This is a genomic window from Deltaproteobacteria bacterium IMCC39524 (genome assembly GCA_029667085.1).
Taxonomy (GTDB): domain Bacteria; phylum Desulfobacterota; class Desulfuromonadia; order Desulfuromonadales; family BM103; genus M0040.
Window position 1 is genome coordinate 365,630 of record JARUHJ010000003.1, and the last position, 25,356, is coordinate 390,985.

Genomic DNA, 25,356 nt, shown 5'->3' on the forward strand with positions numbered 1-25,356 from the left:
TTCGCTTGACTGAGCGTTGGACGGTTCTCAAAATTCTGCAATGGACGGCAGATTATTTTACTGGCAAGGAGATCGCTTCCGCACGTCTGGAAGCGGAGCTGCTGTTGGCGGCCACGCTTGACCTGGACCGGGTCGGCCTCTATGTCAATTTTGAACGTCCGCTTGATTCGTCTGAGTTGGCGGCTTTTCGCGAACAGGTACAGAGGCGCGCCAAAGGCGAGCCGGTTCAGTATATCCTTGGTGAAACAGAGTTCTGGTCTTTGCCTTTCACGGTCAGTCCGGCAGTTCTGGTGCCGCGCGCGGATACGGAAGTTCTGGTCGAGGAAGCTTTGTCGCGGATCGAAGGGCCTGTTCATCTTCTCGATGTCGGTACGGGCAGCGGTGCTATCGCGGTCGCTATGGCTCACGAAAAGCCAGAAATTCAAGTTACGGCTCTTGATTGCAGTGAAGAGGCCCTGCACGTGGCTCGTGGCAACGCCGAACGCAACGGGGTGGCAGAGCGAGTGAGCTGTCTTGCCGGTGACCTGGCCGAGCTGCCACCTGGCCCCTTTGCAATGGTGGTGAGTAACCCACCCTATATCCCGACTGCGGATTGTGAGCAGTTGATGACGGAGGTTCGTGACCATGAGCCTCGTCTGGCTCTCGATGGTGGCAAAGATGGTTTAACCGCTTATCGTCAGCTTACGTCCCAGTCCGGGGAGATACTCCTTGCGGGGGGCTGGTTGCTGGTTGAGGTTGGTATAGGTCAGGCCGAAGACGTTGTCGCTCTGTTCGAGGCGGCCGGTCTTGCCGAGATCTCATCTCGTGATGACTATGCTGGCATTCCCCGGGTTGTCGCGGGGCGTAAAAAGCTTTAACCTTTCGGTCGCGTAGCCCTTTTCTTCGAGCCCTCTGCGGGCCCTGTGGTAAATAGATTACAAGAGGTAAGAAACTTTGGATAAGTTGATCATACATGGTGGCAAACGACTGTCCGGCGAGGTTGCTGTGAGCGGAGCCAAGAACGCTGCCTTGCCGCTCCTTTTTGCCACATTGCTCTCTCCCGGGCCGCATCGGTTGGGGAATCTCCCGCGTCTGCGTGATATCACGACTGCCGAGCGATTACTGGCAGAGCTTGGCGCCGAGGTGGATAGCAGTAACGGCACCTTGAAAATTGCGACCGAGCAGATCAACAGCATGGAAGCTCCTTATGAACTGGTGCGTACCATGCGTGCATCGGTTCTGGTTCTTGGCCCGCTGCTGGCTCGTTATGGTAAAGCTCGGGTCAGCCTGCCCGGCGGTTGCGCTATTGGCGCGCGGCCGATTAACCTGCATCTCAAGGGACTCGAAGCCATGGGCGCAGAGATTCATCTTGAGAACGGTTACGTCGAGGCCAGCGCTGCCCGCCTGGAAGGAGCCCGCATCCACTTTGATGTGCCGACCGTTGGTGGCACTGAAAATCTGATGATGGCGGCGACTCTTGCCCGGGGCACCACGATTCTTGAGAATGCTGCACGTGAGCCGGAAATTATTGATCTTGCCAACGCCTTGCAGGGTATGGGTGCCTCTATCGAGGGCGCCGGCACCGATACCATAACGATCGAGGGCGTTGACGATCTTTCGCCGATGGATTACCAGGTGATGCCCGATCGCATCGAGGCCGGAACCTTCCTGGTGGCGGCTGCCATGACCGGCGGCCGGGTTGGCGTTAAAGGTGGTTGTGCCGAACATATGGAGGCGCTGCTCAGCAAGCTTGAAGAAGCTGGCGCAACGGTGGCAGCGACGCCGGAAACCCTCTGGGTTGAAGGGCCGCAGGAGATTCAGTCAGTTAACATCAAGACCCAGCCGCATCCGGGTTTTCCGACCGATATGCAAGCTCAATTCATGGCGATGATGTCCCTCGGTAACGGCACCAGCATGATTACCGAAGCGGTTTTCGAGAATCGATTCATGCACGTCAGCGAACTGCAGCGGATGGGTGCAGACATCTCTATCGAAGGTCATACCGCTGCCGTTAAAGGGGTCTCGGCTTTACATGGCGCACCGGTCATGGCGACCGACCTGCGTGCCAGCGCCAGTCTGGTGCTCGCCGGGTTGGCTGCGGACAATACCACCGAGATCAGCCGCATCTATCACCTGGATCGCGGTTATGAAAACCTGGAAGAGAAGTTCCGCAGTCTGGGTGCGGATATTGAACGCGTCCCGGGATAAAATTAAAGTGACTTTGATGGCACTCACTAGGTACACTGAGTAGTTGTCGAACCTTCTGTTGATTACAGCCCGTCACCAACTGGATTAAAATATGAATGACTATTTGACCTTCGCCCTGCCTAAAGGGCGTATCATGCAGGACTCCATGGAGCTGTTTGCCAAAATTGGCATCACCTGTCCGGAAATGGATGATCCTGGTCGCAAGCTGGTTTTTGAAAATCGTGACGATAAATTGCGTTTCATGGCTGTGCGCTCCCAGGATGTTCCGACCTATGTCGAGCAGGGCTGCGCTGATATTGGTGTGGTCGGGAAAGACACTCTGCTGGAGCAGGATAAAGATCTCTACGAGCCGCTCGACCTTCAATTTGGTTACTGTCGCCTGGTGGTGGCAGAGCCCAAAGAACTGTGTCAGGATGATGATCCCGCCGGCTGGTCGAATATTCGGGTGGCTAGTAAATACCCCAATATGACAGAAAAATATTTCGCCGCAAAAGGTGTCCAGGTCGAGGTCATCAAGCTGTACGGATCGATTGAGCTTGCACCGTTGGTCGGCCTGACCGAGCGTATTGTTGACCTGGTGTCGACCGGCGGGACCATGCGCGAGAATGGCCTGGTAGAGGTGGAAACGATTGCCGAAGTCACCAGCCGCCTGATTGTGAATCGTGCCAGTCTCAAAACCAAGCATCGCCGGATTTCCAAATTGATCGAAGACTTGGAAAAAGTCATCGAAAATGGCCCACGTATTTCCGGCTGACCTGACCGCCCCAAGGAGATAACCATGATTCGGTTTCTGCGTTTTTCAGATGCCGGCTTTGCTGAAAACTTTCGCGAGATCAGTGAGCGTGGCGAGTCCACACCGCCCGGAGTGCTTGAAACGGTTCAGGAGATCCTTAACGATGTCCGGAAACGAGGCGACGCAGCGCTTTTTGAATATACAGAGCGCTTTGATCGTCTCAAGCTGGAGGCTGCAACTCTCGAAGTCTCTGCTGATGAGATAGCGCAGGCTCTTGCCGCCGTCGATAGCAAAACCCTGGCAACCTTGCAGCTGGCTGCCGATCGGATTGCAGCTTTCCACGCCAAGCAAAAAGAAGAGACCTGGCTCTCCGACGACGAACCTGATATCCGTTTGGGGCAGATGGTGACTCCACTTGACCGTGTCGGAATTTACGTGCCGGGCGGCAAGGCTGCTTACCCCTCATCGGTGCTGATGAACGCGGTGCCGGCCAAGGTGGCCGGAGTCGGCGAGATTATCATGGTCGTACCGATGCCTGACGGAGTGGTTAATCCCTACGTGCTCACAGCCGCCCATGTTGCAGGCGTCGACAGAATTTTCAAGCTGGGTGGTGCCCAGGCTGTGGCGGCTCTTGCCTACGGCACGGAGACGGTTCCGAAGGTCGACAAGATTACCGGGCCCGGCAATATTTTTGTGGCCACGGCCAAACGTCTGGTGTTCGGTACGGTCGACATCGACATGATTGCCGGACCGAGTGAAATTCTGGTCATCAACGACGGCAGTGGCAACCCCGCGCACATTGCCGCGGACCTGCTCTCGCAAGCCGAGCATGATGAGTTGGCTGCGGCTCTGCTGATTACGACCGACGAAACTTTTGGTCGGCAAGTTGCCGCGGAGTTGGAATCTCAGCTTCAGGAGCTGTCACGTGCAGCCATCGCCCGTCAGTCGATCGATAACTTCGGCGCAATTATCCTTGCCCGTGATCTGGATGAAGCGGCTGCCTTCAGTAATAAAATTGCTCCAGAGCACCTTGAGCTTGCGGTTGATGAGTCCTTTGAACTACTGCCGAAGATAAGACATGCCGGTGCGGTCTTCCTCGGCCACAACACCCCGGAAGCTGCCGGTGACTATCTGGCCGGGCCGAACCACACCCTGCCAACCGGTGGCACGGCGCGTTTCTTCTCGCCGCTTGGTACAGAAGACTTCGTCAAAAAATCGAGCTTGATCTCCTTCAGCGCTGAAGGGCTGAATCGGTTGGGTGCGGATATTGTTAAAATTGCCGAGCTTGAAGGGCTGGAAGCTCATGCCAGATCAGTTTCGATTCGGCTTGATAAAAACTGATCATAAAGTACTGTACGAGTTTGTTGGTCTGTTAACCACGAAGAGCACTAAGACCACGAAGATAAAATTAACCTTAGCAGGCTTTCTTCGCGTTCTTCGTGTCCTTCGTGGTGCAAAACGCCAAGATTATTGTTGGTTGTAAAAGAGGCAAAAGCAAGTCAGTCAATTTCTGATGGAGGAACCCATGGCAAGGACAGCTACGATTAATCGTAGTACCAAAGAGACCAGCATTAAATTAACTCTCGAGTTGGATGGTCGCGGGGAGCACCAGGTTGAATCCGGAGTGCCTTTCTTCGATCATATGCTGACCCAGATCGCTCGCCACGGTTTTTTCGATCTGCAACTCGACGCAAAAGGCGACCTGGAGATAGATGCCCACCATACGGTTGAGGATGTCGGGATCTGTCTCGGTGAAGCTTTCAAAAAAGCGCTTGGTGACAAGACCGGGATCCGTCGTTACGGCCGAGGGACCATGCCGATGCATGAAGCGCTGGCAGCGGTTATCCTCGATTTCTCGGGGCGTCCATTCCTGGTCTTCAATGTGCCCCTGCCGAAAGCGCAGGTTGGTAACTTCGAACTGGAGCTGGTCGAAGAGTTTTTTACCGCCTTCTGTAACCACTCCGGTGCCAATGTGCACGTGAACCTGGCTTATGGCGACAACCTGCATCATATTGTCGAAGCGGTTTTTAAGGCCTTTGCACGAGCTCTTGATGATGCAACCCAGTTTGACTCCCGTATTGAAGGAGTCCTTTCTTCAAAGGGCTCTCTTGAGTAGAGATGGGCAAGTACGATTAGGAACAAAGAATGATCACGATCATCGATTATGAAATGGGGAACCTGCGCAGCGTCGAAAAAGCTTTTGAAAAGCTTGGCTATGCAGCCAGGGTCAGCAGCAACCCCGCAGACCTTGAGCATACGGACAAAATCGTTCTGCCCGGTGTCGGCGCTTTCCGCGATTGCATCAACAATCTGCGTGCCGGCGGTTTCGTCGAGCCGTTGCTGCAGCATGTAGCGGCTGGCAAGCCGTTGCTCGGTATCTGTGTTGGTATGCAGATGCTCTTTGATGAGAGTGAAGAGTTTGGTCGTCATCAGGGTTTGGGGCTGGTCCCCGGCAAAGTGGTTCGCTTCCCGGCAGGAATGGAAGAGGCTGGCGAGCGCCTCAAGGTGCCCCATATGGGCTGGAACACTATTCAGATCAAGCAAGACGCCCCGATTTTTAAGGGCACTGCCGAAGGCAGCTACGTCTATTTCGTGCATTCCTATTATTGCTCTGCCGATAATCAGGATGATGTGGCGGCGAGCTGTCGCTACGGTGAGATCGAGTTTTGTGCTGCAATCTGGCGTGACAACCTTATGGCCACCCAATTTCATCCCGAGAAGAGCCAGGACATCGGCCTGAACATATTTAAGAATTTTGGAGAGCTGTAAATGATCATTCTCCCGGCAATTGATCTCAAGGAAGGCCGCTGTGTCCGTCTGGAGCAGGGCTTGATGGATAAGGATACTGTTTACAACGACAACCCCGGCGAGCAGGCGCGCATCTGGCAGGACCAGGGTGGCGAACTGCTGCACATCGTTGATCTGGATGGTGCTTTCGCCGGGGTGCCGAAGAATAAAGAGGCGATCAAGGCGATCGTCGATGCTATCGACATCCCTTCGGAACTGGGGGGTGGTATCCGTGATATGCAGACCATTGAAGCCTATCTGGAGTTGGGTATCGACCGGGTGATTCTCGGAACAATCGCCAAGGAGAAGCCGTCGCTGGTCGAAGAAGCCTGCAAGAATTTTCCGGGCCGGATCGTGGTCGGCATCGACGCCAAGGACGGCCTGGTGGCGATACGCGGCTGGGCAGATGTCACTGAGAAAAAAGCAACCGAGATGGCCAAGGAGATGGAAGGCTTTGGTGTCGAGGCGATTATCTATACCGATATTGCCCGCGACGGCATGATGCAGGGGCCGAATATCGAGGCGACCAGGGCACTGGCCGAGTCAATCAATATCCAGGTGATCGCTTCAGGTGGCCTCTCGACTCTTGATGATATCCGCCGTTTGATAGCGATTGAGTCCTCCGGGGTGACCGGAGTGATCACCGGCAAGGCGATTTATTCTGGTGCCATTGATTTGCGTGAAGCTGTGGCCTTAACCAAAAACAATTGAAACACGAAGAAATTGAAGGCCACGAAGTGAAACAAAGACGAGCTCCACTATTGTTAAGGTTTTTCTCAGTGTTCTTCGTGGTAAACGATTTTGAAATGATTGGTAACCAATGCTAGCAAAACGAATTATTCCCTGCCTCGACGTTAAGGACGGCCGGGTTGTCAAAGGGGTCAACTTTGTCGGCCTGCGCGACGCCGGAGACCCGGTTGAAGCCGCTGAGGCTTACTGTGAGCAGGGCGCCGACGAGCTGACCTTCCTCGACATCACCGCCTCGAGCGACAAGCGCAATATCATCCTCGATGTGGTTCGCGAGACCGCTGAGAGGGTGTTCATGCCGCTGACCGTAGGCGGCGGGGTGCGCGAAGTCTCAGACATTCGCAACCTGCTTAACGCCGGAGCCGATAAGGTTTCGATTAACACGGCTGCCGTGCATCGCCCGGAGTTTGTTCGCGAAGCAGCTGAGCGTTTTGGCTCGCAGTGCATCGTTGTGGCGATCGATGCCCGTCGAGTGCCGGACAGTGACCCGCTGGCGTGGGAAGTCTACACTCATGGTGGCCGTAACCCGACCGGAATTGACGCCCTGGAATGGGCGGAACGGATGGCTGACTATGGCGCCGGAGAAATTCTTCTCACGTCCATGGATTGTGATGGCACCAAGGATGGTTATGACATCCCCCTGACCCGCGCGGTCAGTGATCGTGTCGAAATCCCGGTGATCGCTTCAGGTGGCGTGGGGAATCTTGAACATATTCGTGAAGGGTTGGTTGAGGGCGCTGCCAGTGCGGCCCTTGCGGCAAGCATTTTCCATTTTCGGGAGTACACGATTGGGGAATGTAAGGAATATCTCAAGAAAAATGATGTGCCCGTGAGACTTTAAGATTATTGATGAACCACGAAGAGCACGAAATGCACGAAGAAAACTTAAAAAATGTTTTTAAAAGCTTTACTCTCTGGGCTTCGTGTCCTTCGTGGTGAACAAAAAGGGTTCAAATTATGAAAGAACGTAACGATATTTTGGCTGCCGTCTACCAGGTGGTCCAGGATCGTAAGCAGAATCCGTCTGAAAAATCCTACGTGGCATCACTTTACGCTAAAGGCCTTGATAAGATTCTCGGCAAGATCGGTGAGGAGGCTACGGAAGTTGCTGTGGCCGGTAAGGGTGGCGAGGTCGACGAAGTGGTCAGTGAAGTGGCCGACTTATGGTTCCATACCCTGGTGCTGCTGAGTTATTACGATTTGCCCCCTGAAAAAATTTATGCAGAGCTGGAGCGCCGTTTCGGCCTGTCCGGTCTGAAAGAAAAAGCCAGTCGTAAAAGCTGACACTTTTGGCAATTAAGGGGCTCTTCTCATCAAATTCTCTGAGCCCTCTGTGTCTCTGTGGTAAGGCTTTTGCCAGGCCCTATACTTAAAAGCTTTAAGGAGATAGCAAGGAATGAGTATCCAGGATCAATTGCTTGATGCGATGAAGGTGGCGATGAAGGCGAAAGACAGCTTGCGTCTGACCACGATTCGTATGGCCCGTACCGCTTTGAAGAACGTTGAGATAGACACGCGTCAGGAGCTTGATGAGGCCGCTGCGATCAAGGTTCTTTCGACCCTGGTCAAGCAGAGGCGGGAGGCAGCGGAAGCCTACCGCGAAACGCGCCCGGAGCTGGCTGAAAAGGAAGAGTTGGAAGTCGTGATCCTGCAGGAGTTTCTGCCGGCTCAGTTGAGCGAGGCCGAGATTGAGGCGTTGGTGGCCAAGGCGGTCGCCGAAAGTGGTGCTGGTTCCATGAAGGATATGGGTGCGGTTATGAAACTGGTTACCCCACAAACCACCGGTCGAGCCGATGGTAAACTGGTCAGCAACCTGGTTCGCAAACTTCTGGCGGGGTAAGCCAAAGGAGCTGTTTCTTATATGAACGGCATTGATATTGCCATCCTTGTCATCCTCTGCGGCTTTTTGCTGAAGGGGTTGCTGCGCGGCCTGCTCAAGGAAGTTTGTTCTTTGGCAGGCCTTTTTGTCGGTGCCTTTCTGGCTTTTCGCTATCATGGGCCTTTGGCCGATGCTCTGCTGAAGTCGGTCGACCTGCCTGCTCAAATTGCTGTTGCCATTACCTTTACCGTTCTGTTTTTGGTGACCATGGTGTTTTTCGTCGTCCTTGGTTTCCTGCTCTCACGGTTTATCAAGTTGCTCTTTCTTGGCGGTTTCAACCGATTGCTCGGTGGCGTCTTCGGTTTGTGCCAAGGGGTCTTGTTGCTGGCCGTGGTGCTCTTTGCCCTCTCGTTACGTCCCATGCCCTGGGGCCTGGATCAGTCAATGAAAGAAGCTTCCCTGGCGCCACCTTTTGTAGAGCTGGGTAATGCTGCACTGGAGGGGAGCCAGCGCGTATTGAAATGACAGCGGAGAAAGTAGCTTCCAAAGAAAAAACCATGGCAGACAGCCTGGTGCAACTTGAGTTTGCCAAGGTCGTCAAGCTGGTGGTGGCTAAGACCCAGACAACCTACGGTCGAACCCTGGCAGAGGACCTTTACCCTCTTCATGAGCGTCCCAGGATCGAAGAGGCTCTGTGTGAAGCAAAGGAGGCCGCTCAGCTACTTCAGGAAGATGGGCCTTTAGCTCTTGGCTCCGGAGATGACCTCCTGCCCCACCTGGCGCGCCTGAAGACAGAAGGTCTGCGCCTGGAGGCCGAGGTCTTGCGTGATGTGCAGGCGGCCCTCGAGGCCGCCCAGGCGTGTCGACAAAAACTTCTAAAAAGTGAAGTCTGCCCCTCTCTTCAAGGCTTTGCGAGACGCTTGACCCCGTTCCCTGACCTTGCTGCCGAGATCCGACGCAGCATCGGTCCGCGGGCTGAAATTCTTGATTCGGCTTCTTTCGAATTGGCCGATTTGCGAGATGGCCTCAAGGGGGAGCGTAATCGCGTCAAGCGTCAACTGGATCGGTTGCTGCAGGACGACGGATTGCAGGGTGTTTTTCAGGAATCGTTGATTACTGATCGCAACGGCCGTTATGTTGTCCCGGTGCGGGCGGATCACAGCGGTCGCCTGAAGGGCTTTGTGCACGACATCTCTGCCAGTGGTCAGACCCTCTATGTTGAGCCTGCAGCGACTTTAGAAAACAACAACCGGGTTCAGACCCTGTTGCACAAGATCAGTCGTGAGGAAGAACGCATCCTGGCCAGACTGACTGCCAGTGTGCGTGAGGTTCGAAAGCCTCTGGCAGAGAACCAGGCTATTCTGGCTCGCCTTGACCTGCGCCAGGCTATTGCACGTCTGAGCGTCGAGCTCGAGGCGATTGTTCCGGTGCTGGAAGAAGAACCTTCTCTCTTGCTGCACGATGCCCGTCACCCCTTGCTGGTTGCGGCGAAGATAAATAATCTTGAGGCCCCGAGCGTGGTGCCCGTTGATCTGCGCTTGCCACAGGAGTGTCACTCCCTGATTATCAGCGGGCCGAACACCGGCGGCAAAACGGTGACGCTCAAGACGGCCGGGTTGCTTGTCTTGATGGTGCGTGCCGGTTTGCCGATCCCCTGTGCGCCAGGCAGCCGAATTTTCCCCTTCGCCCCGGTGATGGCGGATATCGGTGATGAGCAGAGTGTCGAAGAGAGTCTTTCAACCTTTTCCGGACATCTGCTGCGGTTGCGTCACATCCTGCAGGAAGCGGATAGCCGGAGCCTGGTTCTGATGGACGAGTTGGGTACCGGCACCGATCCCGGTGAAGGCTCGGCTCTGGCTCTGGCGGCGGTTGACTGCTTGCGCGATCTCGATGCGCGGGTGATGGCGACGACTCATTTGCATATCATCAAGGGCTACGCTCAGCTCGAAGCCGGGGTGGAAAACGCCGCCGTGGAGTTTGATGCCGAAACCCTGCAGCCAACCTATCGCCTCCACTACGGCATTCCCGGGGCCAGCCATGCTTTTACCATTGCCCGGAGGATCGGGTTGCCGGGGAAGCTCTTAAGCGCAGCAGAAGAGTACCTGGGACAAGGGGAACGGGAAGGTGTGGCCATTATTGAACGGCTGCAGACTTTGCGAGCAACTCTGGACGAGGAGCTGTTAGTTGCCCAACGGCTGAAGATTCATGCTGAAGAGGATGCTCAAAAAGCACGCCGAGAGCTGGGTGATATTGAGTCCAGGCGCACGCTAATTCTCGATGATGCACGCCAACAGGGTGTTCGCTTGCTGGCCTCTGCTGAAGAGCGCCTGCAGGAGCTTTTCCGCCAGGCTCCGAAGGACAGTGCTCAGCCGAAACAGCGCGCAGAATTGACGAGTGCAGTCAGGGCCCTGCATGAAACTTTACCGCAACCTCTCCCGGTGGGGCCTGAGCAGGTCCCCGAAGACGTTGTCTCCGGTGAGAAGCTCTATGTGCCCGCCCTCGGGGTTGAAGCTGAAGTTGTCGCTGTTGATGGCTCCCGGGTGGAGTTGCTCGCTGGTGGTAAAAAGTTGCGTCAGCCGCTGTCAGCATTACGCCAGTTTCAGCCGAGACGCTACGTGTCACAACAGAAGGTCACACCGAAGATTCGCGACCGCGTCGAGCGTAAGGCTTTCCTGCCGCGCCTGGTTCTGGTTGGCAAGCGGGTCGAGGATGCCAGCCTCATGCTTGATCGTTTTCTTGATGACGCCTTGCTGCACGGCGAGCTGAATCTGGAGATTGTGCATGGCTCCGGCCAGGGGATACTGCGCAGGGCTGTCCGGGAGTTTTTGGCCGGACGTAAAGAGGTGGCGATTTTTCAGGCCGCTGCTGCTGAGCAGGGCGGAGATAACGTAACAATAGTGGAGTTGCGACACTGATGGGACGTATTGCAGACGAAAAAATTGATGAGATTCGCGAACGGACCGATATTGTTGAGGTCGTTTCGAGCTATCTGCCTCTCAAGCGTTCTGGTGTTAATCACCAGGGTCTCTGTCCTTTCCACCAGGAAAAGAGTCCCTCGTTCAATGTCAATTCGGCCCGGCAGATCTTTCACTGTTTCGGTTGCGGAGTCGGTGGCAACGTCTTCTCTTTCTTGATGCGCATGGAGGGGCTGAGTTTCCCCGATGCCGTGCGCAGGCTCGGTGAAAAGGTCGGTGTCGAAGTCGAGGAAGAAGCCGTTTCTCCCGAAGAGGTGCGGCGCCGCGATGAGCGCGAACGGATCTTGCGCATCAACGAGGTTGCCGGCGAATTCTATCAGCAGCTGCTTCTGACTGATGAAGAGGGCGCCCCCGGTCGGCGCTATCTGCGCCAGCGCGGCTACGAAAGTGAAATCGTACGGACTTTTCAGTTGGGTTTTGCACCGGGCGGTTGGGAATCGCTGGCAAAGCATCTGGCCGGAAAAAGCTTCTCCAGTGAGGACTCTCAAAAGGCTGGCCTGGTGCGGCCCGGCAAGCAGGAGCGCGGAGATTATGATCTGTTCCGCAATCGTCTGCTCTTCCCGATTCATGATCTGCAGGGGAGGATGGTTGCCTTCGGCGGTCGCGTTCTGGATGACAGCCTGCCCAAGTATATCAATTCCCCTGAAACAGCTGTTTATCACAAGGGACAGACTCTTTATGGCCTCTATCAGGCGCGGGATGCCATGCGACACAGTGGCGAGGCGTTGGTGGTCGAAGGCTACTTCGATGTCCTCGCGCTGCATCGAGCTGGTTTTCCCGGCGCGGTGGCGACCTGTGGCACAGCCCTGACCGCTGATCATGCCCGGCTGCTGAAACGGTATGCTGACAAGATCCTGCTGATCTTCGATGCAGATGCGGCCGGTCGGCAGGCAACTTTTCGCGCCATGGATGCCCTTGTGCCGGCGGGATTGTCGGTCAGCGTGGTCACCATGCCTGTCGGCGAGGACCCTGATTCATTGCTCAAGGAGAAAGGCGAGGAAGGCTTTCGCCTTTGCCTGGATGCCGCGCGTCCGGTTCTGGAGGTCTTCATCGAAGATCAGCTGCGCGTCAATGATGAGAGTGTTGAAGGTCGTGCGCGGGCAGCAGAACAGGTTCTGGAACGCATCAAGCGTCTGCCGGGAGACCTTGAACGCAGCCTCTATGTGAAGCGTCTGGCAGAGCTAACCGGCCTCGATGTTGAGCTGCTCAAGTCGAAGGTTCGTGGTGGCGTGCCAGCATTGAAGCAAGGTCGAACTCCAGCCCAATCGAACCCGGTGCGAAAACCTGCTGCCGAGACAGGGCAGACCCAGAAATACCTGCTACGCTTGATGTTGATGGATGATCAACAGCGCCGCCTGGTCCGCCAGGAAGGGACATCTGACCTCTTCATTGACGATCTTTATCGGGAACTTGCCGATTATCTGCTGAGTCGGGAAGATGAGCAGGGCAACCTGCCCGACGATTTGATTGATGCGGCTCTTGATGCAGACCAGCAATCCTTGTTGACCAGCCTGACTTTTCAAGAAGCTGGTGATTGGGCAGATAACGCGGACAAGATTTTTACCGACTGTCGCCGGGCTGCCAGCAACTACGCTTTGAAAAGGCGGCTGAAAGAGATTTCCAGCCTCGAAGACGAGGCGCGCAACAACAATGATGAAGCAGGATTGACAAAGTATTTGCGTGAGCGTGTGGAAATCAACCAGAAACTTAAAAAAAAGCTTTGATAAATACAAGATTGTCCATATAATCCAAAGCTTGTCCAAAAAATGCCGGTGCCAGCTTCGAATGAGCATCCTGCGGGGGAGTTTTGATGGCCAAGAAAACCAGTATTGAAGAAGTTCAACAGCTGATTGATCTCGGTAAGGAAAAGGGTTTCCTCACTTACGAGGAGGTCAATGATATTCTGCCAGCCGACATGGTTTCTTCTGAACAGATTGAAGATGTCATGACCATGTTCGGAGAAATGGATATCGAAGTGGTTGAGTCGGAACAAAAGGCGACGGCAACCAAGGCAAAGCAAAGTGACTCTTCCGATAGCGATGATAGCGACGACGAACCGGAATTTGACGCAGACGTGATGGGCCGCACCAGCGACCCCGTCCGTATGTATCTGCGTGAAATGGGCCAGGTCTCGCTCCTTACCCGCGAGGGTGAGGTTGAGATTGCCAAGCGCATCGAAGAGGGTGAGGCACTGGTCGCACGTGTCATCGTCAAAACACCGATCGCGTTTATGGAAGTTGTTAACCTGGGTGAGCGCCACCATAAAGGCCAGATCAGCATCGCTGAAATCACCAAGGACTATGACGAAGAAGAGGGCGCCGAGGCGGAAGAGCGCCATCGTGAACGCGTGGTTGCCCTGATCGCCGAGATCAAGGTGCGCTATGATCGCTTCATGGAGCTGCGTGATGAGGCTGCTGGGGCAACCAAAACGGCTCGTAAGCCTCTCGATAAAGAGATGGAATTCCTGAAAGTGGAAATGGGCGATCTGATGAACCAGGTCCGCCTCAAGGATTACCAGATTGCAAAAATCGTCGACCGGCTCAAAGAACTTGCCAAGCAGGTAAAAAAAGCCAAGCAAGAGGTCAAGGCCTGCGAGGAAGCTCTCGGGCGTCCTTACGCAGAAGGCGTCAGGCTTCTGCGCAAGATGCGTAAGAGTGAAAACGATGCCCGCGCCGTAGCCGAGGAACTCAACCGACCAATGGATACCCTCCTGGTCGTTGAAAAACGCCTCAAGGGTACGGAGCGCAAGTTTGCCAAGGTCGAAGAAGAGTCCGGGTTTGCTCCTGAGGAGCTGCTTGAGTCTCTCAAGGAAGTTAATAAAGGCGAGTGGCGAGCCAAGCAGGCCAAGACCGAACTGGTCGAAGCCAACCTTCGCCTGGTCGTTTCTATTGCCAAGAAATATACCAATCGTGGCTTGCAGTTCCTCGACCTGATCCAGGAAGGCAACATTGGCCTCATGAAGGCCGTCGATAAGTTCGAGTATCAACGTGGTTACAAGTTCTCGACTTATGCCACCTGGTGGATTCGCCAGGCGATTACCCGCGCTATTGCTGACCAGGCTCGCACCATCCGTATCCCTGTCCATATGATCGAAACGATCAACAAGCTGATCCGCACCAGCCGCCAGCTGGTTCAGGAAATTGGCCGCGAGCCGGTTCCCGAAGAGATCGCTGAGCGCATGGAGCTGCCACTGGAAAAGGTTCGCCGGGTGCTGAAGATTGCCAAGGAACCGATCAGCCTCGAAACGCCAATCGGTGAGGAGGAAGATTCCTCTCTGGGTGATTTTATCGAAGACAAAGGTGTTGTCTCGCCTCTTGAGGCAGTCATCAAGGGCAACCTCTCGGATCAGACGGCCAAGGTGTTGGCCACTCTGACCCCCCGTGAAGAGCGGGTTTTACGTATGCGTTTTGGTATTGGCGAAAAATCTGACCATACTCTCGAAGAGGTTGGACAGGATTTTGCCGTTACCCGCGAGCGTATTCGCCAGATCGAAGCCAAGGCTCTGCGCAAGTTGCGTCATCCGAGCCGGGCAAAACGTTTGAAGAGCTTTATGGAGACAAACAGCAACAACTAGTCGTTTGCCAGAGGCGAGCGGGGTTGCTGAGACGTGTTGTTTAGAAAAGAACCCGGGCACTGGAAGGTGTTTATCAGATCAGATTACGCAACATATGCTTTTGACTTAAACTCTTGCGGGCCCATAGCTCAGTTGGAAGAGCCACCGGCTCATAACCGGTCGGTCCCAGGTTCGAACCCTGGTGGGCCCACCACCCGCCAGAAAACCATGATTGAGATGTATTGGTTCAACATAGATCTTCAGAGTTAAAAAGAGTGCAGCCAAAAACCAGGCTGCACTCTTTTTACGTGAGGCCATAGATCAAACGGATAGGAATAAATGGTTAAGCAGGGACAGCGCATACAGGATCTGGTCGGGCTTATTCATAAGCTTTATGCTCCTGAGCTGGCTGAAGATTGGGACAATGTCGGTCTGCAGGTCGGCGACCCGGGCAGGGCTCTGGACCGGGTCATGGTCGCCCTGGATCCTGGTCTTGAAGCGGTTGAAGCTGCTCGCGATGCAGGCGCTCAGGCTCTTGTCACTCATCACCCTCTGCTCTTTAAACCGGTCAAGCGTCTAACCCCTGATGATGCTGTTGGAAAAGCCCTTTGGGCCGCGGTCCGTGATGACGTCGCCATTATCAGTGCCCATACCAACCTGGACTGCGCCGTCGATGGTCTGAATAGCTGGTTGGCTCAGAAAATGGGGGTCGAACAGGCTATTCCTTTGCAAGCGGTTGCCGGCGATTACCTGAAATTGGTTGTCTTCGTCCCTGTTGGCCACGAAGACGCCATTGCCGATGCTCTCTTTTCAGCGGGTGGCGGACAGATAGGTGCTTACGATCAGTGCTCTTTCCGTAGCAGCGGTGAAGGGACGTTTCGTCCCGGGGCTGGAACACAGCCTTATATCGGTACGGTTGGGCAAAGAGAAAAAGCCGAGGAAGTTCGCCTCGAAACGATTATTCCCAAACGTAAGCTGCTACGTGTTTTGGAAAAAATGCAAAAAGCCCATCCCTACGAAGAAGTTGCTTACGATTTGTTGCCTCTGCAAAATCAGGTCCCTGGTGCAGGTTTGGGTCGGATCGGCAGGTTGGCACAGTCGGTGAGCTTGGGCGAGTTCGCTGCCAGGGTTAAGGAATCTCTCGGTTGTGATCACCTGCGCTTGATCGGTGCAGACCAGATGCCGGTCCGCAAGGTCGCGCTCTGTGGTGGTAGCGGCGCGTTCCTGCTGCAAACTGCTCATAGACAGGGCGCTGATGTTCTGGTCACGGGTGATGTCAAATATCATGAAGCCCGTCAAGCTGAAGAGCTTGGCATAGCATTGATCGATGCCGGGCATTTTGCTACAGAACAGCTGATGATTGAACAGGTAACACAGTCGCTGCAGGCGGCGGCCAGGCAACTGAATTGGGGGGTTGCTTTTGAGGCTTACACCGGAGAAGAGGATCCTTTCCGGTTTTACTAACCCCGTATTCGTGGGAAAAGGTGGTCTGTTGCATGCCGCTGGCTAACACGGATTCAGCCAAACAAGCTCGATCGATCAACGGTCGATACAAAAGAGATTTTTATAGGGAGGCGTTTATCGTGCAGAAGCAGTTACAGTTACTGCGAGATTTGCAGGAGTTGGACACAGAGAAGAAGGTTGTTGAGGACGAGCAAAAGGCCGCGCTAAGTGAGCAGCAGACTCTTAAGGTAGAACTTGATCGTCTGCAGGGAATGGTTGACAGTCTTGCTGGTGAAATCGGTGTCCTTGAAGCTGAAAAACGCGAACTTGAAAAAGCCATGATCCTGGAACAAGAAAACATAGAACGTTCCGAGGGTCGACTCCCCCAGATCAAGACGCAGAAGGAATACGTCGCGGTTCTCAAGGAGGTCGACACGGCCAAGAAGCTAGCCAAGGAACTGCAGGCCAGTATCGACGCCAAGAACGAAATCCTTTCGTCCCTTTCTGCGGATAAGGACGAGAAAGATGGCGAGTTGGCAGCGAGTACCGAGCAGGCGAATGCTCGCTGCGCTGAAATTGATGCGGCCATGGTCTCGGTGAATAACAAGTTTGCCAAGATGACCAGCCAGCGTGAGGCTCTTCTGGAAGAGTTGCCCAAGTCCCTGCGCAAGCGCTACAAACTCCTGATGAGTCGTCGTGCCGGCGTGGCCGTGGTAGAAGCTCGTGACGGAGCCTGCACCGGGTGCCACATGCACCTGCCGCCGCAGATGTACAACAGTCTTTTCGTTGTCCAGGAAATTCAGCCCTGCCCGCATTGCAGCCGTTTGTTGTTTGTCACTGCCCCGGATTGATGCGCTGATTTTTTTAAAGTGGTTGGAGACAACCAGACGATCGCCGGCCCATGTCTGTGGGCGGGAGGAAAGTCCGGGCTCCACAGGGCAGGATGGTCCTTAACGGGGACCGGGGGCGACCTTAGGGATAGTGCCACAGAGAGAAGACCGCCCGTCATCGTTTTTGCGATGGCAGGTAAGGGTGAAAGGGTGAGGTAAGAGCTCACCAGTGTCGGCGGTGACGTCGGCAGCTAGGTAAACCCCATCCGGAGCAAGGCCAAATAGGGGAGTGCTTGAGGACGGCCCGTCCGAAGCTCCCGGGTCAGGCTGCTTGAGGCCGTCGGCAACGGCGGTCCTAGAGGAATGATCGTCACTCTGCAGGGGGTAACCGCTACAGAGGACAAAACCCGGCTTACGGTTCTCTCCGACCACCTTTTTATGATTCTGAATGATAATGGCACCTGCGCTGATCGTCTGGTGCCGTTTCTTTTTTGCCTATGCGCGATACTCCTGACAAGCTCAACCTGGACTGGCCTGCTCTGCTAAAGAGAATAACGCTTGAGCTCAACGCTTTGGGTGCCGACGAGAAAGCGTGGCTCAGAGAGAGGCTATCTGCCATTGCAGCGACCCAGGTCGAACTGGATGAGCTCTTTCACAAAGCTGATGGGCTTGATGCCTGTGCCGGCTGCGACGGAGCCTGCTGCGGTTGTGGTCGACACCATGTGACATTGACCAACCTGCTGGCTTATCTGCTCGCAGACGAAACCCCTCCTTCCCCTGATTTCAGCCGAACCTGTCCCTATCTCGGTGAGAGAGGCTGTCTGCTGACTGTCGATCGCCGTCCCTACAATTGCATCACCTTCTTCTGTGAAACCCTTGAAAATCAGCTGGGTGACGATGATTGCGAGAGACTGAGGAGTCTGGACCGACGTTTACGCAACGAGTACCTGCGGATCGCCGCGCGCTATCCGGCTGCCAGCCTGCGTGGCCTCTGGATTGCCCTGCAGCGCTTTGGCGATGGCGCATTGTTACAATCAACCGGAAAAGACATGATAGAATAGTTGTTCACTCTTCAGCGTCAAATTCTATGAAGGATTCTGCTATGGATATCAGTTTTAAGAAAACCAACGGCCCCCTTGACGATCTGCTCAATGAAATTCTCTCTATGGCCGAAGTCAACCATCCGGAGATTATCCGGGAGATGCTGATCAGCGCCTTGAAGACCGGCCAGGAGAATGACTATCTCGCTGATTTGAAGATGTTACGGACCACCATGAAGGAGATGCGCTACACCAGCAAGATGTTCGGCCCGTACCGGGATCGCAAGAAAGTGACTATCTTCGGCTCGGCTAGAACCGCTCCTGATGAAGCAATCTACCAGAAATGTGTGACCTTCTCGCGGCAGTTGGTGCGGCTCGGTTACATGGTGATTACGGGTGGTGGCCCCGGCATCATGCAGGCGGGGAATGAGGGCGCTGGTGCGGAGAATTCTTTTGCCGTGAATATCAGGCTGCCTTTTGAGCAGGGAACCAACCCGGTCATGGAGAACAGCGGTCACTCGATCACCTACCAGTATTTTTTCAACCGTAAGGTGGCCTTTTTGAAGGAAGCGGATGCGGTGGTGCTGTTCCCTGGTGGTTTCGGGACCATGGATGAGGCGATGGAAACCCTGACCCTGATTCAGACCGGCAAGAATCCGCCGATACCCTTGGTTCTGGTTGACGATGATGATGGCAGTTACTGGGAGCCCTGGTTTGATTTTATCAAGGAGGTCATGCTCAAGCGGGGTCTGATCTCCGGTGAGGATTTCAGTCTCTTTACCATCACCCGGGACCCTTTTGAGGCCGCACAGGTCATTCACGACTTCTACAGGATCTATCACTCGAGTCGTTGGGTCGGTTCAACCTTTGTCATTCGTCTCAACAAGACCTTGAGCGCGGAGAACCTGACAACCCTGGAAGGGGAGTTCAGTGAAATTCTGGAGGCCGGCAGTCATCTGGAATTGACCAGTGCCTTACCGGAAGAGAAGGATCAACCCGATCTTGTCGATCTGCCGCGTCTGGTTTTCAAATTCAATCGGCGTAACTACGGTTTACTCAAGGCGTTTCTGCGAAGACTGAATGCCTTCTGATCGAGTAGCTTTCAAGAAAGGTTTTTTCTGCCTTTCTTCTTGATCGGTGGCCTTAACTCTGCAGTCAGGTCGATGAAGGTTGCTCTACGCGCCGAGGATGTTCTTTCCTTGCTCAGGATGAACCAGAAAATGACTCCCAGCAGCGTCAGTAATATAAGGACTTCAAACATGGGCTCTCACCACAGACGGGTCTTTCAGCAGAAGTGGCTCTGACTGATAGTGCTCAGCCTGTCTCCGGGTGTTATTGGCTTCAGTAGCCAGCCATCACCAGCTTGCTGCTTTCGTGAGTCATGTCATTGCCATCGACTGGCACACAGGTGGCACACACTTGTAGCGATTTTTGTTCCTCGTAGCCGTAGCGCGCTCTCACGAGGGTGCGCCGCGAGCACTTGTCGCATTTGCCAGGCCATAAAGGTTTTAACAATTTCAGCATCTTAGCTCTCCTTGAGTCGCAAAGTCCCCGCTTGCTATAAGGATGAGTATTTCAATGACCGTGCCAAGTGTGATGCGGCCCTGTTTTGGCAAAGCTCCTTTCTGTTCGATAGTTATAAAGTGTATGTAACAAAAAAGAGGGCGCCTTCTTGGCGTCCTCTTTTTTTATGCTCCCTGGTTGAATGAATTTTCTGTTGGGGTCAGGCGTGTACCGCCTTGCCAAAGGCACCGAGGGCCGCTTCCTTGAAGGCTTCGCTGAGCGTCGGGTGGGCGTGCATGGTCAGTGCGATGTCCTCAATGCTACCATCGAAGGACATGATGGTGACAGCTTCACTGATCAGTTCGGAAGCGAAAGGCCCGATGATATGGACACCGAGGAGTTTGCCGCTCTCCGGGTTGGCCAGAACTTTTACGAAGCCGTCGACGTTATCCATTGCCCGGGCCCGGCCACTGGCCATAAAGGGAAAGCGGCCGACTTTGTAGGGGGTTCCCTGCTCTTTGAGTTGTTCTTCTGTTGCGCCGATAGATGCTGCTTCAGGATGCGTGTAAACAACCCCCGGGATCAGGTTGTAGTCGACAACAGGATGTTCTCCGGCCAACTTCTCGACCAGGACAACGCCTTCATCCATCGCCTTGTGGGCGAGCATGGGACCGTGAATCAGGTCACCGAGGGCATAGATGTTCGGTATATTGGTCTGATAGTTTTCGTTAACCGCGATACGTCTGGTTTCGTCCAGTTTGACCCCTGCTTCATCGAGGCCAAGCCCCTCGGTGCAAGGCTTCCGGCCTGCGGCCACCAGCACCTTGTCGCAGGTCAGTGACTGATTCACTTTTCCTTCAAGTGTCAGGGTGACGCCCTGGTCGGTCGATTCCATCCCCGAGACCCGGGTCCCGGAATGGATCGTCATCCCTTGCTTTTGCAAACTCTTCAATAGCGCCGCAGTGATCTCCTGGTCGGATGTCGGCAGCATCTGCTCAAGCATCTCAACCACGGTAACTTTGGCCCCTAGGCGGAGCCAGACCGAGCCAAGCTCAAGGCCGATGTAGCCGCCGCCGATAACCACCAGGTGTTCAGGGACGGCAGTGTATTCGAGGGCGTCGCGCGCCTGGCCGACGCGTTCGCCATCCTGGGGTAAGCCGGGGATGTCGTTGGCGACACTGCCAGTCGCGAGAAGTACGCGCTTGCCCTGCAGTGTCTGCTCGCCTTCTGCTGTTGTGGCGATGACCTGGAGAGGCCCTTCAGAGCCCGGTTTGGTGAGACGGCCGCTGCCTGTAACCAGAGTGATCTGGTTCTTCTTGAAGAGGCTGGCGATACCGCGTGTCAGCCGCGTGATGATGTCTTCCTTACGTTTCATCATCTTGTCAAGATCGAGGCCAGGCGGGTCAACGATGATGCCGTGACCGGCAAACTTGTCGCGGGCCTGGACAAAGAGTTCACTTGAATCAAGCAAGGCCTTGCTCGGGATGCAGCCTTCGTTGAGGCAGGTGCCGCCAAGGGCGTTGCGTTTTTCGATCACAGCAACACTGGAACCGAGTTGAGCGGCACGAATCGCGGCCACGTAGCCGCCAGGGCCGCCGCCGATGATAATCAGGTCATAGGTTTCACTCATTTAAAACTCCGGAAAATAGTGGCGAAAGAACTCATCAGAGTTCTAGAAACAACTCAGAAGGATCCTCAATATACTCCTTGATCAACTTGAGAAAGCTGACAGCTTCACGACCATCGATAAGACGATGATCGTAGCTCAGAGCCAGATTCATGATCGGTTTGATGACAATTTCACCGTTTACGACGACTGGTCGATCCTGTATCGAGTGCATGCCGAGTACGCCGCACTGGGGCGGGTTGATGATCGGTGTGCTCAGCAGCGACCCATAGACGCCACCGTTGGTGATGGTAAAGGTCCCACCTTCAAGGTCGGCCAGAGTCAGTTTGCGGGCGTTGGCCTTGGTGGCGAGATCGGCAATCTGTTGCTCGATTTCGGCAAAGGTCAGCTGGTCTGCGTCACGCAGAACCGGCACGACCAGACCGCGGTCGGTGCCGACTGCGATGCCGATATCGTAATAGTGGTGATAGACAATATCGCTGCCGTCGATGCTCGCATTGACCGCTGGAAATTCCTTGAGGGCTTCGATGCAGGCTTTGACGAAAAAGGACATCATGCCCAGCTTGATGCCATGTTTTTTTGTGAATTGCTCCTGATGTCGTTTGCGAATCTTTTTGACCCACGACATATCCGCTTCATTAAATGTCGTCAGCATGGCGGTTTCTTGGCGGGCCTGAAGCAGGCGTGCCGCAATGCGTTGTCGAATCGGGGTCATGGCCTGACGGGTAATCGGCCGGTCGTCGCCATCTGTTTTTGCCGTTACCCTGGAGTTCTCCGGCTCTTTGGGTTCAGCTTGCGAAGCAGAGGGTTTGTTGTGGGCGAGGACATCATCCAAAATGACCCTGCCATCGCGACCACTGCCGGCGACCTTTTGCAGGTCAATGCCACGTTCTTCGGCTTGTTGGCGGGCCGCGGGGTTCGCAGGGGTTTGCGACTCCTGCTCCTGTGCGGCCGTGTCCGTTGCAGTAGGTGCAACCGGCTCAGTTTTTTCTTCAGCCGCAGGGAGAGGTGCGGCCACCTCAACGTCTCCTTCTGCGAGGGTCGCAATGACCGTGCCGATCGGCACGGTCTGGCCTTGTGGAATAACAATGCTCAGGATGCCGGAAGCTTCCGCGGTCAGTTCAACGTTGACCTTGTCAGTTTCCAGTTCGCAGATGATGTCATCTTTGGCAACGGCGTCGCCGTCCTCCTTAAACCAGTTGGCGACCAGTGCTTCGAGAATCGATTCGCCAATTTCAGGGATTTTGATCTCCATTTATCTTTCCTTATGGTTAAGAATCAGTTGAGTTGCCAAGGGCTGCGTCAATGATCTGTTGTTGTTCTTCCTTGTGGCGACGGTGTGATCCGACCGCGGGCGCTGCTGCAGCCCGACGTCCGCAATATTCAGGATTTCTGCCTATGGCCCGGCCCAGTCGGTATTGCAGGTGGGGCCAGGGTCCCATATTCTTCGGCTCTTCCTGAACCCAGACAATGCGTTGAGCGTCGCTATATCGATTTACTGCTTCCTGTAATACCTCCTGATGGAGAGGATAAAGTTTCTCTATGCGCAACAGGCCGATGTCCTTCCTGTTCTCAGCGTCAACTGCGGCCTGGAGCTCGTAGTAAATTTTACCGCTACAGAGAAGCAGTGTCTTAACTTGTTCCGGCGGTGTGCTACAAGGCAGAATCGCCTGAAAAGAACCTTCGCTCAACTCTTCAAGAGTGCTGCTGCAGGCTGGAAAGCGCAGGAGACTTTTCGGGGTGAAGACGATTAATGGCCGACGGTAGGGGAGTTTGCACTGCCGGCGCAGGAGGTGAAAAAGTTGTGCCGGGGTACTTGGATAGGCGACGTGCATATTGTTGTCGGCACAGAGATTCATGAAACGTTCAATGCGGGCGTTTGAATGCTCTGGTCCCTGGCCTTCGTAGCCATGCGGTAGAAACATCACCAGACCGCTGGAGCGGTCCCACTTGGTGCCGCTCGTACCGATGAACTGGTCGATGATGACCTGGGCGCCGTTGGCAAAGTCACCAAACTGGGCTTCCCAGATTGTCAGACCGTGCGGCGTTTCCAGTGAATAACCGTATTCAAGGCCCAGCACAGCAGCCTCAGAGAGCATGCTGTCGTAAATCTGGATTGCAGCCTGGCTTTTTCCCAGGAAGGCCAGAGGGACATAAAGTTGCCCGTTTTTCTGGTCAACCAGGGTTGAATGTCGTTGGTTGAAGGTGCCGCGACGCGAGTCCTGTCCCGAGAGGCGTACAGGGGAATGCTCAATCAATAATGAGGCAAAGGCGAGTGCTTCAGCGTTGGCCCAATCGATACCTTCCCCTTTGAGGAGGCTCTCTTCGCGGCGTTTGAGAAGACGTGCAATTTTAGGGTGAGCGTTGAATTTCTCCGGCAGGCTTGCCATCCGCGAGCCCAGTTTTAAGAGGGTTTCCGCGTCAACCTTGGTCTCCGGCTCTTCCCGTGAATATTCGCGTTTTATGCCCGTCCACTTTGCCTGGAAACCTACATCGGTTTGTGGCTTGGTTTCTCCTTCAAGGGCCTCTTCGAGGCGCTGAGTTATCTTGTCGACACGTTCCTTGACCAATTGAGGCTCAAGGCCACCTTCAATCAATTGTTGTGCGTAAATTTCATGTAGTGGGGGTCTTTGGCGAATCTTCTCGTACATGAGCGGTTGTGTGAAAAAAGGCTCATCTCCTTCATTGTGACCATGGCGACGATAGCAGATGACTTCAACGACCACGTCTTCACCGAACTCTTGGCGATATTCCAATGCCAGGTTGGTCGCATAAACGGCTGCTTCAGGATCTTCGCCGTTGATATGAAAGATAGGCACCATGAGCATTTTGGCGATATCAGTGGCGTAAAGGGTCGAACGTGCGTGGGCTGGGGCGGTGGTGAAGCCGATCTGGTTGTTGATAACCAGATGAAACGTGCCGCCCGACTGGTAGCCATCAAGCTGGGAGAGGTTAAGAACTTCCGGCACCAAGCCTTGACCGGCAAAGGCGGCATCGCCATGAAGCAGTACCGGCAACACTCTTTTCTTGCCGCCAGGTCCGTAGCTGACATGTCGGGCTCGACACCTGCCGATTACCACGGGGTCGACAGCTTCAAGGTGGCTCGGGTTGGCCGCTAGACTGAGATGAATATTGTGTCCGGAGGGGAATGATCGGTCAGTAGAGTACCCCTTATGATACTTCACATCGCCATCGCCAACAAATGCCAGTTCGAGATTGTCCTGGAATTCGGCGAAGATATTCTCCAGCGGTTTGTTGAAAATATTGGCCAGCACGTTGAGGCGGCCACGATGGGCCATCCCCATAATCAGATCACTGACCCCTCTTTCTGCGGCCTGCATCAACAAGGTGTCCAAGAGTGGAATGATGGCCTCCCCACCTTCCAGTGAGAAGCGTTTCTGACCGAGGAACTTGCGATGAAGAAATGCTTCGAAAAGGGTCGCTTCCTGAAGTTTCTCAAGGATGTGCAGTTGCTCGTCGCGAGCCAGGTTGGGTTGATTGCGGTTTTCTTCCATACGCTTCTTCAGCCAGGTCCGTTTTTTCGGATCCTGAATGTGCATGAACTCCACGCCAATTTTCCCGCAATAGGTCTCTTTGAGCAGGTCAATAATTTCACGAAGGGTGGCTTTATGTTTTGGGAAGCGTAGCGGGTAAAAGGTTCGGTCGAGGTCGTCTTCAGTGAGACCGAATGCCGCCAGGTTCAGTTCTGCGTGTTCGGCCTGTTCGGGTGAGAGAGGATCCGTGCTGGCCTGCAGGTGTCCGAGGTCGCGATATCGGTAAATCAGGGAGTCGACAGAAGACGTTTTGGCCGCCAGGTCGCAATCGGTAGCCGGAGCTTGACTGGCAAGCTCGAAGCCTTCGAAAAAAGCCTGCCAGTCGGCCGAAACCTGGTCAGGATCGGATTTCCATAGTTGAAATTGCTCTTCTAGCCACTGAGGGCTGACATTGCTGGCTATACTCATCGATACCCCTGTTGATGATGATCTGTTATGCGTTTTAACGCTACGGAGAAAGAAGCCTTCCCAAAATTGCCCTTGCTGCGTCCCTATTTCAACACAACATGCGATTCATGGATACTGAAGGCCGGGAAAAATGAACTGCGCAAATTATAT

At 54.5% G+C, this 25,356-nt stretch carries 23 protein-coding genes, 1 tRNA gene and 1 other RNA gene; 20 read left to right on the top strand and 5 right to left on the bottom strand.

Annotation, left to right across the window (positions count from 1 at the left end; genetic code table 11):
- Positions 1-5 precede the first annotated feature (5 nt).
- The 20 genes from prmC to P9J64_09930 all read left to right on the top strand — a co-directional run bounded on the left by prmC (position 6) and on the right by P9J64_09930 (position 19,205).
- Positions 6-857, top strand: a complete 852-nt coding sequence (gene prmC / locus P9J64_09835) for a peptide chain release factor N(5)-glutamine methyltransferase (protein ID MDG5468615.1) — start codon at positions 6-8, stop codon at positions 855-857.
- A 76-nt stretch (positions 858-933) separates the two neighbouring features.
- Complete coding sequence (murA, locus tag P9J64_09840) at positions 934-2,187, top strand: UDP-N-acetylglucosamine 1-carboxyvinyltransferase (GenBank protein ID MDG5468616.1); 1,254 nt, start codon at positions 934-936, stop codon at positions 2,185-2,187.
- 91 nt (positions 2,188-2,278) lie between these two features.
- On the top strand, positions 2,279-2,941 hold the full coding sequence (hisG, locus tag P9J64_09845; GenBank protein MDG5468617.1) for an ATP phosphoribosyltransferase: 663 nt from the start codon (positions 2,279-2,281) through the stop codon (positions 2,939-2,941).
- A gap of 24 nt (positions 2,942-2,965) precedes the next feature.
- Positions 2,966-4,261: a histidinol dehydrogenase gene (hisD, locus tag P9J64_09850; protein MDG5468618.1), complete on the top strand. Its 1,296-nt coding sequence runs from the start codon at positions 2,966-2,968 to the stop codon at positions 4,259-4,261.
- Positions 4,262-4,445: 184 nt separating this feature from the next.
- A complete protein-coding gene (hisB, locus tag P9J64_09855; protein MDG5468619.1) occupies positions 4,446-5,036 on the top strand; it encodes an imidazoleglycerol-phosphate dehydratase HisB in 591 nt (196 codons plus the stop codon).
- A gap of 29 nt (positions 5,037-5,065) precedes the next feature.
- Entirely contained in the window at positions 5,066-5,689 is a 624-nt protein-coding gene (hisH, locus tag P9J64_09860; protein ID MDG5468620.1) for an imidazole glycerol phosphate synthase subunit HisH, read from the top strand.
- On the top strand, positions 5,690-6,418 hold the full coding sequence (gene hisA / locus P9J64_09865; protein MDG5468621.1) for a 1-(5-phosphoribosyl)-5-[(5-phosphoribosylamino)methylideneamino]imidazole-4-carboxamide isomerase: 729 nt from the start codon (positions 5,690-5,692) through the stop codon (positions 6,416-6,418).
- Positions 6,419-6,527: 109 nt separating this feature from the next.
- Positions 6,528-7,295: an imidazole glycerol phosphate synthase subunit HisF gene (gene hisF, locus P9J64_09870; protein ID MDG5468622.1), complete on the top strand. Its 768-nt coding sequence runs from the start codon at positions 6,528-6,530 to the stop codon at positions 7,293-7,295.
- A gap of 116 nt (positions 7,296-7,411) precedes the next feature.
- A complete protein-coding gene (locus P9J64_09875; GenBank protein ID MDG5468623.1) occupies positions 7,412-7,738 on the top strand; it encodes a phosphoribosyl-ATP diphosphatase in 327 nt (108 codons plus the stop codon).
- 112 nt (positions 7,739-7,850) lie between these two features.
- Positions 7,851-8,294, top strand: coding sequence for a GatB/YqeY domain-containing protein (locus P9J64_09880; protein MDG5468624.1), 444 nt, complete (start codon positions 7,851-7,853; stop codon positions 8,292-8,294).
- Positions 8,295-8,315: 21 nt separating this feature from the next.
- Positions 8,316-8,798 (top strand): CvpA family protein, encoded by a 483-nt coding sequence (locus P9J64_09885; GenBank protein ID MDG5468625.1) that lies wholly within the window; start codon positions 8,316-8,318, stop codon positions 8,796-8,798.
- A gap of 32 nt (positions 8,799-8,830) precedes the next feature.
- On the top strand, positions 8,831-11,188 hold the full coding sequence (locus tag P9J64_09890) for an endonuclease MutS2 (protein MDG5468626.1): 2,358 nt from the start codon (positions 8,831-8,833) through the stop codon (positions 11,186-11,188).
- The gene (dnaG, locus tag P9J64_09895; GenBank protein ID MDG5468627.1) at positions 11,188-12,972 is read left to right on the top strand and encodes a DNA primase; all 1,785 of its coding nucleotides are present in this window, start codon (positions 11,188-11,190) and stop codon (positions 12,970-12,972) included. Before P9J64_09890 ends, dnaG begins: the two co-directional genes overlap by 1 nt.
- A gap of 86 nt (positions 12,973-13,058) precedes the next feature.
- Entirely contained in the window at positions 13,059-14,822 is a 1,764-nt protein-coding gene (gene rpoD / locus P9J64_09900) for an RNA polymerase sigma factor RpoD (protein MDG5468628.1), read from the top strand.
- 117 nt (positions 14,823-14,939) lie between these two features.
- Positions 14,940-15,015, top strand: a tRNA-Ile gene (locus P9J64_09905).
- A gap of 125 nt (positions 15,016-15,140) precedes the next feature.
- Positions 15,141-16,265: a Nif3-like dinuclear metal center hexameric protein gene (locus P9J64_09910; GenBank protein ID MDG5468629.1), complete on the top strand. Its 1,125-nt coding sequence runs from the start codon at positions 15,141-15,143 to the stop codon at positions 16,263-16,265.
- A 32-nt stretch (positions 16,266-16,297) separates the two neighbouring features.
- Positions 16,298-17,095 carry a C4-type zinc ribbon domain-containing protein gene (locus tag P9J64_09915; protein MDG5468630.1) on the top strand — a complete coding sequence of 266 codons (798 nt, stop codon included), beginning with the start codon at positions 16,298-16,300 and terminating at the stop codon, positions 17,093-17,095.
- A 24-nt stretch (positions 17,096-17,119) separates the two neighbouring features.
- Positions 17,120-17,504, top strand: an RNA gene (gene rnpB / locus P9J64_09920) — RNase P RNA component class A.
- A 67-nt stretch (positions 17,505-17,571) separates the two neighbouring features.
- Complete coding sequence (locus P9J64_09925; protein ID MDG5468631.1) at positions 17,572-18,135, top strand: hypothetical protein; 564 nt, start codon at positions 17,572-17,574, stop codon at positions 18,133-18,135.
- Between the two features lie 41 nt (positions 18,136-18,176).
- Positions 18,177-19,205, top strand: coding sequence for a TIGR00730 family Rossman fold protein (locus P9J64_09930; GenBank protein MDG5468632.1), 1,029 nt, complete (start codon positions 18,177-18,179; stop codon positions 19,203-19,205).
- Between the two features lie 11 nt (positions 19,206-19,216).
- On the opposite strand, the gene P9J64_09935 is transcribed toward P9J64_09930, so the two are convergent.
- The 5 genes from P9J64_09935 to P9J64_09955 form a co-directional block, all read right to left on the bottom strand.
- A complete protein-coding gene (locus tag P9J64_09935; GenBank protein MDG5468633.1) occupies positions 19,217-19,375 on the bottom strand; it encodes a hypothetical protein in 159 nt (52 codons plus the stop codon).
- Positions 19,376-19,455: 80 nt separating this feature from the next.
- A complete protein-coding gene (locus P9J64_09940) occupies positions 19,456-19,638 on the bottom strand; it encodes a hypothetical protein (protein ID MDG5468634.1) in 183 nt (60 codons plus the stop codon).
- Between the two features lie 199 nt (positions 19,639-19,837).
- The gene (lpdA, locus tag P9J64_09945) at positions 19,838-21,247 is read right to left on the bottom strand and encodes a dihydrolipoyl dehydrogenase (protein ID MDG5468635.1); all 1,410 of its coding nucleotides are present in this window, start codon (positions 21,245-21,247) and stop codon (positions 19,838-19,840) included.
- Positions 21,248-21,281: 34 nt separating this feature from the next.
- The gene (gene odhB / locus P9J64_09950; protein MDG5468636.1) at positions 21,282-22,499 is read right to left on the bottom strand and encodes a 2-oxoglutarate dehydrogenase complex dihydrolipoyllysine-residue succinyltransferase; all 1,218 of its coding nucleotides are present in this window, start codon (positions 22,497-22,499) and stop codon (positions 21,282-21,284) included.
- A gap of 16 nt (positions 22,500-22,515) precedes the next feature.
- Positions 22,516-25,206 (bottom strand): 2-oxoglutarate dehydrogenase E1 component, encoded by a 2,691-nt coding sequence (locus tag P9J64_09955; GenBank protein MDG5468637.1) that lies wholly within the window; start codon positions 25,204-25,206, stop codon positions 22,516-22,518.
- Between the last annotated feature and the right edge of the window lie 150 nt (positions 25,207-25,356).

Bases quoted from the DNA above. Each gene is read 5' to 3' on its own strand.
- hisG (MDG5468617.1), top strand. From the start codon at position 2,279: ATGAATGACTATTTGACCTTCGCCCTGCCTAAAGGGCGTATCATGCAG.
- hisD (MDG5468618.1), top strand. From the start codon at position 2,966: ATGATTCGGTTTCTGCGTTTTTCAGATGCCGGCTTTGCTGAAAACTTT.
- hisB (MDG5468619.1), top strand. From the start codon at position 4,446: ATGGCAAGGACAGCTACGATTAATCGTAGTACCAAAGAGACCAGCATT.
- hisH (MDG5468620.1), top strand. From the start codon at position 5,066: ATGATCACGATCATCGATTATGAAATGGGGAACCTGCGCAGCGTCGAA.
- hisA (MDG5468621.1), top strand. From the start codon at position 5,690: ATGATCATTCTCCCGGCAATTGATCTCAAGGAAGGCCGCTGTGTCCGT.
- hisF (MDG5468622.1), top strand. From the start codon at position 6,528: ATGCTAGCAAAACGAATTATTCCCTGCCTCGACGTTAAGGACGGCCGG.
- P9J64_09875 (MDG5468623.1), top strand. From the start codon at position 7,412: ATGAAAGAACGTAACGATATTTTGGCTGCCGTCTACCAGGTGGTCCAG.
- P9J64_09880 (MDG5468624.1), top strand. From the start codon at position 7,851: ATGAGTATCCAGGATCAATTGCTTGATGCGATGAAGGTGGCGATGAAG.
- P9J64_09885 (MDG5468625.1), top strand. From the start codon at position 8,316: ATGAACGGCATTGATATTGCCATCCTTGTCATCCTCTGCGGCTTTTTG.
- P9J64_09890 (MDG5468626.1), top strand. From the start codon at position 8,831: ATGGCAGACAGCCTGGTGCAACTTGAGTTTGCCAAGGTCGTCAAGCTG.
- dnaG (MDG5468627.1), top strand. From the start codon at position 11,188: ATGGGACGTATTGCAGACGAAAAAATTGATGAGATTCGCGAACGGACC.
- rpoD (MDG5468628.1), top strand. From the start codon at position 13,059: ATGGCCAAGAAAACCAGTATTGAAGAAGTTCAACAGCTGATTGATCTC.
- P9J64_09910 (MDG5468629.1), top strand. From the start codon at position 15,141: ATGGTTAAGCAGGGACAGCGCATACAGGATCTGGTCGGGCTTATTCAT.
- P9J64_09915 (MDG5468630.1), top strand. From the start codon at position 16,298: ATGCCGCTGGCTAACACGGATTCAGCCAAACAAGCTCGATCGATCAAC.
- P9J64_09925 (MDG5468631.1), top strand. From the start codon at position 17,572: ATGCGCGATACTCCTGACAAGCTCAACCTGGACTGGCCTGCTCTGCTA.
- P9J64_09930 (MDG5468632.1), top strand. From the start codon at position 18,177: ATGGATATCAGTTTTAAGAAAACCAACGGCCCCCTTGACGATCTGCTC.
- P9J64_09935 (MDG5468633.1), bottom strand. From the start codon at position 19,375: ATGTTTGAAGTCCTTATATTACTGACGCTGCTGGGAGTCATTTTCTGG.
- P9J64_09940 (MDG5468634.1), bottom strand. From the start codon at position 19,638: ATGCTGAAATTGTTAAAACCTTTATGGCCTGGCAAATGCGACAAGTGC.
- lpdA (MDG5468635.1), bottom strand. From the start codon at position 21,247: ATGAGTGAAACCTATGACCTGATTATCATCGGCGGCGGCCCTGGCGGC.
- odhB (MDG5468636.1), bottom strand. From the start codon at position 22,499: ATGGAGATCAAAATCCCTGAAATTGGCGAATCGATTCTCGAAGCACTG.
- P9J64_09955 (MDG5468637.1), bottom strand. From the start codon at position 25,206: ATGAGTATAGCCAGCAATGTCAGCCCTCAGTGGCTAGAAGAGCAATTT.